The organism is Oxalicibacterium sp., assembly GCF_057353965.1.
Genome location: NZ_JBMQZD010000002.1, coordinates 24,188 through 38,085, shown reverse-complemented (window position 1 = coordinate 38,085; position 13,898 = coordinate 24,188). Strand labels below are relative to the sequence as shown.

At 59.3% G+C, this 13,898-nt stretch carries 12 protein-coding genes; 7 read left to right on the top strand and 5 right to left on the bottom strand.

Annotated features, from left to right (window positions below; all coding sequences use genetic code 11):
* Positions 1 to 65: 65 nt before the first annotated feature.
* The 4 genes from hemP to ACO1VH_RS04615 all read right to left on the bottom strand — a co-directional run bounded on the left by hemP (position 66) and on the right by ACO1VH_RS04615 (position 3,851).
* The gene (gene hemP, locus ACO1VH_RS04630) at positions 66 to 263 is read right to left on the bottom strand and encodes a hemin uptake protein HemP (protein WP_188422584.1); all 198 of its coding nucleotides are present in this window, start codon (positions 261 to 263) and stop codon (positions 66 to 68) included.
* A gap of 190 nt (positions 264 to 453) precedes the next feature.
* Positions 454 to 2,091 (bottom strand): FMN-binding glutamate synthase family protein, encoded by a 1,638-nt coding sequence (locus tag ACO1VH_RS04625; RefSeq protein WP_486242924.1) that lies wholly within the window; start codon positions 2,089 to 2,091, stop codon positions 454 to 456.
* Positions 2,092 to 2,260: 169 nt separating this feature from the next.
* A complete protein-coding gene (gene mnmA / locus ACO1VH_RS04620; protein ID WP_486242922.1) occupies positions 2,261 to 3,373 on the bottom strand; it encodes a tRNA 2-thiouridine(34) synthase MnmA in 1,113 nt (370 codons plus the stop codon).
* Entirely contained in the window at positions 3,366 to 3,851 is a 486-nt protein-coding gene (locus ACO1VH_RS04615; RefSeq protein ID WP_486242920.1) for an NUDIX hydrolase, read from the bottom strand. The genes mnmA and ACO1VH_RS04615 overlap by 8 nt, the downstream gene beginning before the upstream one ends.
* 452 nt (positions 3,852 to 4,303) lie before the next feature.
* On the opposite strand from ACO1VH_RS04615, the gene panD reads away from it, so the two are divergent.
* The 3 genes from panD to pntB all read left to right on the top strand — a co-directional run bounded on the left by panD (position 4,304) and on the right by pntB (position 7,811).
* Positions 4,304 to 4,675 (top strand): aspartate 1-decarboxylase, encoded by a 372-nt coding sequence (panD, locus tag ACO1VH_RS04610; RefSeq protein WP_486242918.1) that lies wholly within the window; start codon positions 4,304 to 4,306, stop codon positions 4,673 to 4,675.
* 113 nt (positions 4,676 to 4,788) lie between these two features.
* Positions 4,789 to 6,393 (top strand): Re/Si-specific NAD(P)(+) transhydrogenase subunit alpha, encoded by a 1,605-nt coding sequence (locus ACO1VH_RS04605; protein ID WP_486242916.1) that lies wholly within the window; start codon positions 4,789 to 4,791, stop codon positions 6,391 to 6,393.
* Between the two features lie 11 nt (positions 6,394 to 6,404).
* Positions 6,405 to 7,811 carry a Re/Si-specific NAD(P)(+) transhydrogenase subunit beta gene (gene pntB / locus ACO1VH_RS04600; protein WP_486242913.1) on the top strand — a complete coding sequence of 469 codons (1,407 nt, stop codon included), beginning with the start codon at positions 6,405 to 6,407 and terminating at the stop codon, positions 7,809 to 7,811.
* Between the two features lie 108 nt (positions 7,812 to 7,919).
* Here pntB and ACO1VH_RS04595 read toward each other — a convergent pair whose 3' ends face one another.
* Positions 7,920 to 8,870 carry a LysR family transcriptional regulator gene (locus ACO1VH_RS04595; RefSeq protein ID WP_486242911.1) on the bottom strand — a complete coding sequence of 317 codons (951 nt, stop codon included), beginning with the start codon at positions 8,868 to 8,870 and terminating at the stop codon, positions 7,920 to 7,922.
* A gap of 105 nt (positions 8,871 to 8,975) precedes the next feature.
* On the opposite strand from ACO1VH_RS04595, the gene gcl reads away from it, so the two are divergent.
* The 4 genes from gcl to ACO1VH_RS04575 all read left to right on the top strand — a co-directional run bounded on the left by gcl (position 8,976) and on the right by ACO1VH_RS04575 (position 13,858).
* The gene (gene gcl, locus ACO1VH_RS04590; protein ID WP_486243098.1) at positions 8,976 to 10,724 is read left to right on the top strand and encodes a glyoxylate carboligase; all 1,749 of its coding nucleotides are present in this window, start codon (positions 8,976 to 8,978) and stop codon (positions 10,722 to 10,724) included.
* Positions 10,724 to 11,503, top strand: a complete 780-nt coding sequence (hyi, locus tag ACO1VH_RS04585; protein WP_486242909.1) for a hydroxypyruvate isomerase — start codon at positions 10,724 to 10,726, stop codon at positions 11,501 to 11,503. The genes gcl and hyi overlap by 1 nt, the downstream gene beginning before the upstream one ends.
* Before the next feature lie 106 nt (positions 11,504 to 11,609).
* Positions 11,610 to 12,497, top strand: coding sequence for a 2-hydroxy-3-oxopropionate reductase (gene glxR, locus ACO1VH_RS04580; protein ID WP_486242907.1), 888 nt, complete (start codon positions 11,610 to 11,612; stop codon positions 12,495 to 12,497).
* A 95-nt stretch (positions 12,498 to 12,592) separates the two neighbouring features.
* Entirely contained in the window at positions 12,593 to 13,858 is a 1,266-nt protein-coding gene (locus tag ACO1VH_RS04575) for a glycerate kinase type-2 family protein (RefSeq protein WP_486242905.1), read from the top strand.
* Positions 13,859 to 13,898: the final 40 nt, after the last annotated feature.

Sequence of the window (13,898 nt, the reverse complement as noted above, 5' to 3'; positions counted from 1 at the left end):
CTGGCTGGCGCAACGTCGGTTGCTGTCGTCGTGCGGGCTGGCGTCGTTCGGAATCGCTGATTCGGTTATGCCGTCAAAATCAATTTGTTCAACTGCGTCAATCGCAGGCGGTAAATCCGCCCTTCATGCGCGATTTCCACTTCGCGCATCTGCCGGAACAAGTCCCGGCTGTTGATCCTCGGTACCGCCTGTCCCGCCACAACATCCGGACGTGCGGCAGAGGGCGTATTTTCCTGTGCATTGCGTGGTGTCGAGATCGTCATGACGAACCTTTGCTGTTAATGAGAACAATTCTTGTTTAGATTATCAGTGATCTATTCGAGGATTGCAAGCTTTTTCTGCGGGGTGTCGCAGTGAGGTGAAATTGTCCGGAAGGCAATGAAAACAGGGGCTTCCGGCGCTTCCTCTTCTTATATGGAAGCGCCGGAGTTGGAGGAGGCTGTGGGAGCGGTGTTACGACGCCAATGCGGCGGGCTGGAAGGAATCGGCCTGGGCGATTGGCCAGTAGCGGGCGAAGACTTCCGGCAGCGGGCGTTCTGCATCGGCTTCGCCCAGCAGCCGGCCGGTTTCGAGATAGGGCAGCAGCGCAGAGGCGAGTTTGACCTGATTGGTGGATACGCGTCGCACCAGATGATGCGGTTTCAGCTGCGATGGATGCGTCAGGCCGGCGGCGGCGATCAGTTCCGCCAGTGCCTTCAGCGTATTGCGATGGAAGGCGGCGACGCGTTCGGCCTTGTCGGGCACGATCAGCGCACGCTGGCGCAAAGGATCTTGCGTGGCGATGCCGGTCGGGCAGCGATCGGTATGGCAGCTCTGCGACTGGATGCAGCCGAGCGCGAACATGAAGCCGCGCGCGGAATTGCACCAGTCCGCACCGAGCGCCAGCGTGCGCACGATATCGAAGGCGGAAACGATCTTGCCGGATGCGCCGATCTTGATCTTGTCGCGCAGATTCGCGCCGACCAGCGTGTTGTGCACCAGCAGTAGCGCTTCCTGCAGCGGCACACCGACGTGGTCGGTGAATTCGACAGGCGCGGCACCGGTGCCGCCTTCGCCGCCGTCGACGACGATGAAGTCCGGCGTGATGCCGGTCTGCAGCATGGCTTTTGCGATGCCGAAGAACTCCCACGGGTGGCCGATCGCCAGCTTGAAGCCGGTCGGCTTGCCGTCGGACAGCGTGCGCAACTGCTCGACGAAATGCAGCAGACCGATCGGCGAATCGAAGGCGGAATGCGACGATGGCGAGACGCAGTCGATGCCCTGCACGATGCCGCGCGCATGGGCGATTTCTGCCGATACTTTCGCGCCCGGCAGCACGCCGCCATGGCCGGGCTTGGCGCCTTGCGACAGCTTGATCTCGATCATCTTCACCTGCGGCAGCGTGGCCTGCGCGGCGAACTTCTCTGGCGAGAAGGTGCCGTCGTCGTTGCGACAGCCGAAATAGCCGGAGGCGATCTGCCACACCAGATCGCCTCCCGGCTCGTTATCGTTATGCGGACGATGATGGCGGCTGATGCTGCCCTCGCCGGTGTCGTGCATGAAGCCGCCGAGCTGTGCGCCGCGATTCAGCGCGCGGATCGCATTGCCCGACAACGCGCCGAAGCTCATGCCGGAGATATTGAAGATGCTGGCCGAATAGGGTTGTGCGCGATCTGCACCGATCGTGATGCGGAAATCGTGCGTGCCGACCTTGGCCGGCGCGATCGAATGGTTGATCCATTCGTAATCGCCTTGATAGACATCCATCTGCGTGCCGAACGGACGCTTGTCGATGACTTGCTTGGAGCGTTGATAGACGAGCGAACGCTGGTTGCGCGAGAACGGTGTGGCTGCCGCATCTTCTTCCAGAAAGTATTGACGGATCTCGGGGCGAATCGACTCCAGCAGATAGCGGAAGTGCGCGAGGATCGGATAGTTGCGCAGCAGCGCATGTTCCTTCTGGCACATGTCGGCGATGCCGATCGCAATCAAGGCGCCCGACAGAATCAACAGCCACCAGCCGGCATTCAGCCACAACACGGTCAGCAACGAAATGGCGAAAGCGAAAACCGATACAGCCAGGCCGGAATAACGAAGGGGGAAGTTGCGCATGTTCTCTCCGATGCATGCTCGTGCCGACTGCATCGAGCAGCGGCACAGTGTACAACGATGAGAGGAAGTTTTCTGAAGAGCGGAGCGAGACGATCACGCATCTGCTTGCGATACGGTCGCTTGCGTTGCTTGAGCTGAGTCGTCTAAGTTTTGAGCCGCCTGCGTTAAGTCAAGCCGCAGCGGTATTGATGATGCCGCCGCCGAGACAAACGTCGCCCTGATACAGTACAGCCGATTGCCCCGGCGTCACTGCCCATTGCGGTGCCGTGAAGGCCAGCGAAAAATCGTCGGCATGCGTTTGCTGCGTGCAGTCGACGTCGGTCTGGCGATAGCGCGTCTTCGCCGACACGTGTTCCTCGCGCGGCGCTTCGCCCGCAATCCAGCTCATCTGGCCTGCGGTCAGTTCCGACGACAGCAGCCACGGATGATCGTGGCCTTGCACGACATACAGCGTGTTGTTCGCTACGTCCTTGCGCGCGACGTACCACGGCTCGCTGTTGCCGTCGGCATTCTTGTGCGACTTCATGCCGCCGATGCCGATGCCTTTGCGCTGGCCCAGCGTGTAGAAGCTCAGGCCGACGTGTTCGCCGACGACCTGGCCTTCCGGCGTCATCATCGGACCGGGGCGATACGACAGGTAGCGATTCAGGAATTCGCGGAACGGCCGTTCGCCGATGAAGCAGATGCCGGTCGAATCCTTCTTCTTTGCGTTCGGCAGTTGTAGCTGTTCGGCGATGCGGCGCACTTCGGTCTTCTTGATCTCGCCGAGCGGGAACAGCGTCTTCGACAGTTGTGCCTGATTCAGCCGATGCAGGAAATAGCTCTGGTCCTTGCTGGCGTCGACGGCCTTCAGCAATTCGAATTTGCCGGCGTCGGAGCCGGACGTCACTTCGCGCACGCGTGCGTAATGGCCGGTCGCGATCAGATCGGCGCCCAGTTCCATCGCATGATCGAGGAAGGCCTTGAACTTGATTTCAGCATTGCATAGCACGTCCGGATTCGGCGTGCGGCCGGCTTCGTATTCGCGCAGGAATTCGGCGAATACGCGGTCCTTGTATTCCGAAGCGAAGTTGACGGCTTCGATGTCGACACCGACGACGTCAGCTACGCTGGCCGCATCGATCCAGTCCTGGCGTGTCGAGCAGTATTCGGAATCGTCGTCGTCTTCCCAGTTCTTCATGAATAGGCCGATGACTTCGTAGCCTTGCTCCTTCAGCAGCCAGGCCGAAACCGACGAGTCGACACCGCCGGACATGCCGATGACGACACGCTTCTTAGCCATTGGCGACCTCGTAGACGGACGAATGCGTAGAGATGAACGACAGCGGCAGGCGCTTGCCGGCCAGGTAGTCGTCCACGCGCTGCAATACCGACGGGCTGCGATGACGATCGCGGCAGGCGACCAGTTCGTTGTAATCCATCCAGACGGCGCGCAGGATGCCGGTATCGAGCGGGCGATCGTGCTTGCGTCCAGGTTCGCCACAGAAGGTGAAGCTCAGATAGGTGACGTCATGGCCGGTGCGTTGCGAAACGTAACGCGACATGTACATGCCGACCAGCGCGGTCGGCGTGAAATCGTGTGCAGTCTCTTCTAGGGTTTCGCGTACGACAGCCTGTTCCAGCGATTCGCCCGGATCGAGATGGCCGGCCGGCTGATTGAAGCGGATGCCTTCGCTGGTCTCTTCTTCGACCAGCAAAAAACGGCCTTCGCGCTCGATGATCGCGGCTACGGTCACGGATGGTTTCCACACGTCGGTCATGATGCTCCTTCGAAAGAGGCGACATTCTACCGTGTCGTCTGCCTTCATGCCTTGCTGCCGAAATGGTGGAAACATGCTTGGTGGCAATAATATGGTGGAATTGATATGTCAAAAAGGCAATATAGGGAAATTTTTCGCAAAAAGTTGAGGCAGGTAGTTGGTGATTAGAAAAAAAAACGGCAGAATCGCGAACTTTGCTTGGCGGGCATTTGGCCTTATCCTTATCGTTTGGCTTTTTGCAGAGCCGACAGCACCGATAGGACAAATCTGGACAGTTAGGCAACGGGCGCCTGTCCGATATCGGGATCGAATTTTCCTCGCCGCGTGTATATGTAGGCAACGCATGCGCTGCGGGATCAGCTGGCAATTCATATGAAGGCCGGTTCGGGAAAACATGATTGATATGCCTTCGCCGGTTTGGCGTCGAGGCAGTTTAAGTAAACGGAAAAAACATGCAGCGCATCATGCTCAGGGCCAAGATTCATCGCGTCGCGGTGACGCAGGCCGACTTGCACTACGAAGGTTCGTGCGGGATCGATGAGGATCTGCTGGAAGCGGCCGACATCAAGGTCAACGAAAAGATCGAGCTGTACAACATCAACAACGGCGAGCGCTTTTCCACCTATGCCATCAAGGGCAAGCGTGGCAGCGGCGAAATCTCGCTGAATGGCGCCGCCGCGCGCCGCGCGCATCTGGGCGACCTGCTCATCATCTGCACCTACGGGCCGATGAGCGATGAAGAAATCGAGACGTATGTTCCAAAGATCGTCTTCGTCGACGAGAACAACCGCATCACGGGACTGAAGCAGCAAGAGCAACAATAACAAGCCGCCGTACAGAAAACCCGGTCGCGCCTTTTGTGCTGCTTGAACCGGGTTTTTGTTCGCGTGCAGTCGCGTGATCGACAAAAGAATTTAAACAACTTAAGAGAGAAGTCATGTCTTTAGTTATTGGAGTACCGCGGGAGACATTCCCCGGCGAAAAACGGGTGGCGACTGTCCCTGAAGTCGTAGAAAAGCTGATCAAACTGGGCTTTTCCGTCAACGTCGAATCCGGCGCCGGCGACGAAGCGAACTTCAGCGACGATGCCTACCGCGCCGCCGGCGCGCAGATCGTGCAAGGCGCCGCCAATCTGTGGTCCGGGTCCGATATCGTCTTCAAGGTGCGCGCTCCCAGCGCCGAAGAAGTCGGCCTGATCCGCGAAGGCAGCACCCTGATCGGCTTCATCTGGCCGGCACAGAATCCTGAATTGATGCAGCAGCTTGCTGCGAAGAAGGTAACCGTTCTGGCGATGGACTCGCTGCCGCGCACGCTGTCCCGCGCGCAGAAGATGGACGCCTTGACCTCCACCGCCGGCGTCAGTGGCTATCGCGCAGTCATCGAGGCTGCCAATGCCTTCGGTCGTTTCTTCAACGGCCAGATTACGGCTGCGGGCAAGGTTCCGCCGGCCAAGGTGTTCATCGCGGGCGCCGGTGTGGCCGGTCTGGCTGCGATCGGTACGGCCGCCAACCTGGGCGCCGTCGTGCGCGCCAACGATACCCGTGCAGAAGTGGCCGACCAGGTCGTGTCGCTGGGCGGCGAATTCGTGAAGGTCGATTATGACGAAGAAGGTTCGGGCGGCGGCGGCTATGCCAAGGTCATGTCCGAAGGCTTCCAGGCGGCGCAGCGCGAGATGTACGCGCAGCAGGCCAAGGAATGCGACATCATCATCACCACCGCACTGATCCCGGGCAAACCGGCGCCGAAACTGATCACCGCCGACATGGTTCAGTCCATGAAACCCGGCAGCGTGATCGTCGATATGGCAGCCGAGCAAGGCGGCAACTGCGAACTGACCGAACCCGGCAAGGTCGTGGTGAAACACGGCGTGACCATCATCGGTTACACCGATCTGCCAAGCCGTCTGCCGAAGCAGGCCAGCACGCTGTACGCCACCAACCTGCTGCGCCTGACCGAAGAGCTGAGCAAGGACGCAGAAGGCAAGAAGACGACTGACGGCACCGTCAACGTCAACATGGAAGACGAAGCCATCCGTGGACTGACCGTCATCAAGGAAGGCAACATCACCTGGCCGCCTCCGCCGCCGAAACAAGTGGCTGCTCCGGCTGCCAAGCCGGCCGCAGCGCCGGCACCTGCACCAGCGCATGGCCATGGCCCGAGCGGTAACGTGTCGTCGCCGAAGCGCGTGGTGACCATGTTCATTTTTGCCGCAGTGCTGTTCTGGCTGATCGGCGTCGGTGCGCCGACCGCTTTCCTCGGTCACTTCACCGTGTTCGTGCTGGGTTGCTTCATTGGTTACATGGTGGTGTGGAACGTCACGCCGGCACTGCATACGCCGCTGATGAGCGTGACCAACGCCATTTCGTCGATCATCGTGCTTGGCGCGCTGGTCCAGGTTGCTCCTCCGCTTGCGGATGGCATTACGCGTCCCGAGATGCTGATCAAGTGTCTCGCCGCCGTCGCTATTGCCCTTACCGCGATCAACATGTTCGGTGGCTTCGCGGTCACCCGTCGCATGCTTGATATGTTCCGCAAGAATTAAGGAGACCCTGAATGTCTGCAAATCTGGCTACTGTCTCCTACATCGGAGCAACCATTCTCTTCATCCTCAGCCTGGGCGGTCTGTCCCATCCTGAGTCGTCGCGCCGTGGCAATCTGTACGGCATGATCGGCATGGCGATCGCCGTGATCGCTACCGTGTTCGGCCCGCGTGTGACGGCTGACGGCTATGCATGGATCATCATCGCATTGGTCGTTGGCGGTTCGATCGGCCTGTTCGCCGCCAAGAAGGTCAAGATGACCGAAATGCCGGAACTGGTCGCATTGATGCACAGCTTCGTCGGTCTGGCTGCGGCTCTGGTCGGCTTCGCCAGCTACATCGATCCGTCGATGCACTACGAAGGCGCAGAGAAGATCATCCACGAAGTGGAAATCTACGTCGGTATCCTGATCGGCGCAGTGACCTTCTCCGGTTCGCTGATCGCATTCGGCAAGCTGAACGGCAAGATCGGCGGCAAGCCGCTGCTGCTGCCGGCACGCCACTGGCTGAACCTGATCCTGCTGATCGTCGTCATCTACTTCGGCCGCGAGTTCATCAATTCCGAGAACGTATCGGAAGGCATGACGCCGCTGATCGTGATGACCGTCATCGCGCTGCTGTTCGGTATCCACATGGTGATGGCAATCGGCGGCGCCGACATGCCGGTCGTGGTATCGATGCTGAACAGCTACTCGGGCTGGGCTGCTTCGGCAACCGGCTTCATGCTCAGCAATGACTTGCTGATCGTGACCGGCGCGCTGGTCGGTTCCTCAGGTGCGATCCTGTCGTACATCATGTGCCGCGCAATGAACCGCAACTTCATCAGCGTGATTGCCGGCGGCTTCGGTACGACGTCGGCCAAGCCGGCAGGCGATGCCGCGCAGCCGGAAGGCGAAGTCACGCCGGTCAGCTCGGCTGAAACTGCGGAACTGCTGCGCGAAGCGAAGAGCATCGTCATCGTGCCGGGCTACGGCATGGCGGTTGCGCAGGCACAGCACACGGTCAACGAAATCGTTCAGCATCTGCGTTCCAAGGGCGCCAATGTGCGTTTCGCGATCCACCCGGTCGCAGGCCGTATGCCTGGCCACATGAACGTGCTGCTGGCGGAAGCGAAAGTGCCGTACGACATCGTGCTGGAAATGGACGAGATCAACGAAGACTTCCCGGATACCGACGTAGTCATGGTCATCGGTGCGAACGACATCGTGAACCCGGCTGCGGAAGAAGATCCGAACAGCCCGATCGCCGGTATGCCGGTGCTGCAGGTCTGGAAGGCACAGACGTCGATCGTCATGAAGCGTTCGATGGCTTCCGGTTACGCCGGCGTCGACAATCCGCTGTTCTACAAAGAGAACAACCGCATGCTGTTCGGCGATGCGAAGAAGATGCTGGACGAAGTGCTGACCGCACTGAAGGCCTGATCTCCGTAAGCTGCTGTACAAAAAAAGCCGCATCGAAGGATGCGGCTTTTTTATTTGTGCGCTTGGCGATTTGCGCGATCGTTGACTGCGTGCTGTGAAAGTGAGGCGTTATACCGGCAGTTCGAACGGCGTCGGTTGCGTATCGGCCGGCGATTCGCGGCTCCAGTAACCGGCCTGGCTGTACATCGCTTTTAGATGCCAGATGAACAGCCGTACCTTGGCCGGCACGTTCCGTTGCTGCGGATAGACGGCCATGATGTCGTAGTCGGGAATCGCGTATTCATCCAGTACGGTTTCCAGCGTGCCGTCTTCCAGCTGGCGCTGAATTTCCCATACCGAGCGCCACGCGATGCCCAGGCCCTCGGTCATCCAGCGATGCAGCAGTTCGCCGTCGTTGCAGTCGAGGTTGCCGTTGGCGCGTACCGAGACGGTCTTGCCACGCACGTTGAAGTACCAGCCGCGCTGTTGTCCGCCTTGCAAGTTGAAGGCAAGGCAATTGTGCTTTGTCAGATCGTCCAGCGTCTTCGGCCGGCCGTGCTTCTTGAAATATTCAGGCGTGCCGCAGACAACACGCTTGTTCGATGCCAGTTTGACAGCAACAAAGTTGGGCTCGATGGTGCCGCCGATGCGGATGCCCATGTCGTAGCCTTCCTGCACCAGATCGACGACGCGGTCGGTCAGGTTGAACGACATCTTCAGTTCCGGATGCTGCAGCAGAAAGGATGGTGCGTAGGGCGCCACGTGCTGGCGGCCGAACGAGGCAGGGGCTGAAACGATCAGGTGGCCGGTCACCTTGTGGCGGCCGACCGAGATGGCGCTTTCGGCCTGATCCAGTTCGGTTAGTAACTTACGGCAATGTTCGAGGAAAACAGAGCCTTCTTCGGTCAACGCCAGCTTACGTGTCGAACGATGCAATAAGCGCACGCCCAAACGTTTCTCCAGGGTATCGATTCGGCGGCCGACCATGACGGGCGTCACCTGCAATGCCAGCGCGGCGGCGGCGAAACTGCCGTGGTCGACGGCGGTCACAAAGGCCTCAATCTGTTTTAGCTTATCCATTCGATACCTGAAGTATTTAATTGGTTAAGTAAAATTTCTATTCTCAAATTATTGCATACCAATTACCATACGCGTCAGTAAAAATTTCACCACTGGAGGTAGATGATGGCAAAGATGACCGCAGCCCAGGCAGCAGTCTGGGTTATGCAGAAGGAAGGTATTGATCAGGCGTTCGGCGTTCCGGGCGCAGCGATCAACCCGTTTTACGCTGCACTGCAAAAGAATGGCACGATCAAGCACATTCTGGCGCGCCACGTTGAAGGCGCTTCGCACATGGCCGAAGGCTACACCCGCGCAAAAGCCGGCAACATCGGCGTCTGCCTGGGCACCTCGGGCCCTGGCGGCACCGACATGATCACCGGCCTGTACTCCGCACAAGCCGACTCGATCCCAATCCTGTGCGTGACCGGCCAGGCGCCGCGCGCACGCGTCCACAAGGAAGACTTCCAGGCTGTCGACATCGAATCGATCTCCAAGCCGGTCACCAAGTGGTCCGTCATGGTTCGCGAGCCTGCACTGGTTCCGATGGTGTTCCAGCAAGCTTTCCACATCATGCGTTCCGGCCGTCCGGGCCCGGTCCTGATCGACCTGCCGTTCGACGTGCAAGTCGCCGAGATCGAATTCGATCCGGATCTGTACGAGCCGCTGCCGGTCTACAAGCCTGCTGCTACCCGCAAGCAGATCGAGCGCGCACTGACGATGCTGAACGAATCCGAGCGTCCGCTGCTGGTTTCGGGCGGTGGCGTCATCAACGCCAACGCAACGCCGCTGATGCAGGAATTCGCCGAGATCGTCAACGTGCCGGTCGTGCCGACGCTGATGGGCTGGGGCACCGTACCTGACGATCACCCGCTGATGGTCGGTATGGTCGGTCTGCAAACGTCGCACCGCTACGGCAACGCCACGATGCTGGCTTCCGACTTCTGCTTCGGCATCGGTAACCGTTGGGCGAACCGTTTCACCGGTTCGATCGACGTCTTCACCAAAGACCGTAAGTTCGTGCACATCGACATCGAACCGACCCAAATCGGTCGCGTGTTCGGTCCGGATCTGGGCATCGTTTCCGACGCCGGCGCTGCACTGAAGTTGCTGGTTGAAGTTGCGAAAGAATGGAAAGCAGCCGGCAAGCTGAAGAACCGTGACGCATGGCTGGCAGAGTGCCAGAAGCGCAAGCGCACGATGCTGCGCAAGACCGACTTCGACAACACGCCAATCAAGCCGCAACGCGTGTATCAAGAGATGAACAACGTGTTCGGCAAGGACACCCGTTACGTTTCGAACATCGGTCTGTCGCAAATCGCTGCCGGTCAATTCCTGCACGTGTACAAAGAGCGTAACTGGATCAACTGCGGCCAGGCAGGCCCGCTGGGTTGGACCGTTCCGGCCGCTCTGGGTGTCCGCGCAGCCGACCCGACCAGCCCGATCGTTGCGATCACCGGCGACTACGACTTCCAGTTCCTGATCGAAGAACTGGGCGCCGGCGCGCAGTTCAACCTGCCGTACATCCACGTGCTGGTGAACAACTCGTACCTGGGTCTGATCCGTCAGGCGCAACGCATGTTCACGATGGACTACTGCGTCTCGCTGGCATACGACAACATCAACTCGACCGAAAACGCGTCGTACGGTGTTGACCACGTGAAGGTCACCGAAGGCTTCGGCTGCAAGGCGATCCGCGTGTTCGATCCGAACGAAATCGCTCCGGCCTTCAAGAAGGCGCAGGAAATGATCAAGGAATTCAAGGTGCCGGTCGTCGTCGAGATCATCCTCGAGCGCGTGACCAACATCGCCATGGGTACCGAGATCAACGCGGTTAACGAATTCGAAGAAATCCTGGACGTGAAGGAAGACTGATGACGAAACTCGCTGCCAACCTGACGATGCTGTTCAATGAGGTTCCTTTCATGGACCGCTTTGAGCAAGCTGCAAAGAATGGTTTCAAGGGTGTGGAGTTCCTGTTCCCGTACGACTTCCCGGCGGCTGATGTCGCTGCGAAGCTGAAAGAGAACAATCTGGAGATGGTGTTGCACAACCTGCCGGCCGGTAATTGGGCCGGTGGCGAGCGCGGCATTGCCTGCCACCCGGATCGCGTGGCCGAGTTCAAGGAAGGCGTCGACAAGGCGCTGGAATACGCCAAGGTGCTCGGCACCCAGCGTATCAACTGCCTGGCCGGTATCGTGCCGGCCGGCGTGTCCTACGAACAGGCTGAAGCGACGTTCGTGTCGAACCTGAAGTACGCTGCAGAGAAGCTGAAGGCCGCCGGCATTCCGCTGCTGATCGAAGCGATCAACACGTTCGACATCCCGGGCTTCTTCCTGTCGGGCACCAAGCAGACGCTGGACATCATCGCCAAGGTCGGTTCCGACAACCTGTTCTACCAGTACGACATCTATCACATGCAACGCATGGAAGGTGAACTGGCGAACACGATGAAGAACAACCTGGCCGTCATCGCTCACCTGCAGCTGGCTGACAACCCGGGTCGTTTCGAACCGGGCACCGGCGAGATCAACTACGGTTTCCTGTTCAAGTTCATCGACGAGATCGGTTACAAGGGCTGGATCGGTTGCGAATACAAACCGAAAGCCGGTACCGTGGAAGGCCTCGGCTGGCGCGCAGCGCACGGCGTATAAGGCAATACGAAGCACGAGCGGTCCGGACGGGCCGCTCGTCTTTTAGGACGCAGCCTTCGTCCGCAGCAATACCTCAACACAATCAAAAATTTCAGGAGTCATCATCATGGCAAAAGTCGGTTTTATCGGTCTGGGCATCATGGGTGCGCCGATGGCGCTCAACCTGCAAAAGGGCGGTCACAAGCTGTATCTGCATGACGTCAAGAACCCGCCTGCTGAACTGATCGACGGCGGTGCAACGTCCTGCACGTCCGGCGCCGAAGTCGCCAAACGCGCCGACATCATCATCACGATGGTGCCGGATACCCCGCACGTCGAAGCCGTGCTGTTCGCTGAAAACGGCGTTGCTGCCGGCCTGACCGCTGGCAAGATCGTCGTCGACATGAGCTCGATCTCGCCGATCGCGACCAAAGGTTTCGCCAAGAAGATCAACGACCTGGGTTGCGAATACCTGGACGCACCGGTTTCCGGCGGTGAAGTCGGCGCGAAAGCCGCTTCGCTGACGATCATGGTCGGCGGTTCGCAAAAGGCGTTCGACGAAGTCAAGCCGCTGTTCGAAGCAATGGGCAAGAACATCACGCTGGTCGGCGGTAACGGCGACGGCCAAACGACCAAGGTCGCTAACCAGATCATCGTTGCACTGAACATCCAGGCTGTTTCCGAAGCACTGCTGTTCGCATCGAAAGCCGGTGCAAATCCTGCCAAGGTGCGTGAAGCGCTGATGGGTGGCTTTGCGAATTCGCGCATCCTGGAAGTGCACGGCGAACGCATGGTCAAGCGTACGTTCAATCCGGGCTTCCGTATCGAACTGCACCAGAAGGATCTGAACCTGGCATTGCAAGGCGCCAAATCGATGGGCGTGTCGCTGCCGAATACCGCAGCAACCCAGGAACTGATGAACGCCTGTGCTGCCAACGGTATGAGCGGTCTGGATCACTCGGCACTGTGCCGCGCGATCGAAATCATGTCGAACCACGAAATCGCCAAGGCGTAATTCGTAGACGACATCATCCGGCCGGCATTGCGCTTCGGTGCAATGCCGGTTTGATTTCACAGTTCTGATTCACTTTTAAAACGTATTCCTGCCACATGTCGATCGATCCACGCCAGTTTTTGAATGATCTGTATGCCACCGCCGTAGAAGCCGTGAGCCCCCAGAAGTGCATGCCCGCTTATCTGCCCAAGCAGCCGGCCAAGGGCCGCACGCTGGTGATCGGCGCCGGTAAAGGTGCTGCTGCCATGGCAAAGGTCGTCGAAGACAACTGGCCGGGCAAGGTCGAAGGCCTGGTCGTCACGCGCTACGAGCATGGCGCGGACTGCAAGCAGATCGAAGTGGTCGAAGCTGCGCACCCGGTGCCGGATGAAGCCGGTCGTGCCGCTGCTGGCCGCATGCTGGAAATGGTCAAGGGTTTGACCGAAGACGATCTGGTGCTGTGCCTGATCACGGGTGGCGGTTCCGCACTGCTGAGCCTGCCCGGCGAAGGCATCACGCTGGAACAGAAGCAGGCATTGAACAAGGCATTGCTGAAGAGCGGTGCAACGATTTCCGAAATGAATTGCGTACGCAAGCACCTGTCCGCGATCAAGGGTGGTCGCCTGGCACTGGCTTGCGCACCGGCACGCGTCGTCACGCTGCTGATCTCTGACGTGCCGGGCGACGATCCGGGCGTGATCGCATCGGGCCCGACGCTGCCTGATCCGACGACGTGCGAACAGTCGCTCGCGATCCTGAAGAAGTACAACATCGAAATTCCTGAAAATGTGCGCAAGCATCTGGAATCTGGCGCAGGTGAAACACCGAAGCCGGGCGACGCACGTTTCGCGCGCAACGAACATCACGTGATGGCGACCGCGCAGCATGCGCTGGAAGCGGCTGCCGCGAAAGCGCGCGCCGCCGGCATCACTCCTTACATCCTGTCCAACGATCTGGAAGGCGAATCGCGCGATGTCGGCATGGTGCATGCCGCTTTGGCGAAACAAGTCGCAGCCTACGGCCAGCCGTTTGCCAAGCCGTGCGTGATCCTGTCCGGCGGCGAAACCACCGTCACCGTGCGCGGCAAGGGGCGCGGCGGCCGCAATGCCGAATTCCTGCTGAGCCTGGCGGTCACGCTGAACGGCCAGCAGGGCATCCATGCGCTGGCGTGCGATACCGACGGCATCGACGGTTCCGAAGACAATGCTGGCGCAATCTACCAGCCGGATTCGATGCAGCGTGCCGCCGACAAGGGCTTGAGCGCGAAAGCCATGCTGGAAAACAATGACGGCTACGGTTTCTTCAGTGCGCTGAATGACCTGATCGTCAGCGGCCCGACGCGGACCAACGTTAATGATTTTCGGGCCATCCTGATCCTGTAACTCATTCGTCGTCATGCTTGTAGTAAGCATTGCCAGCATG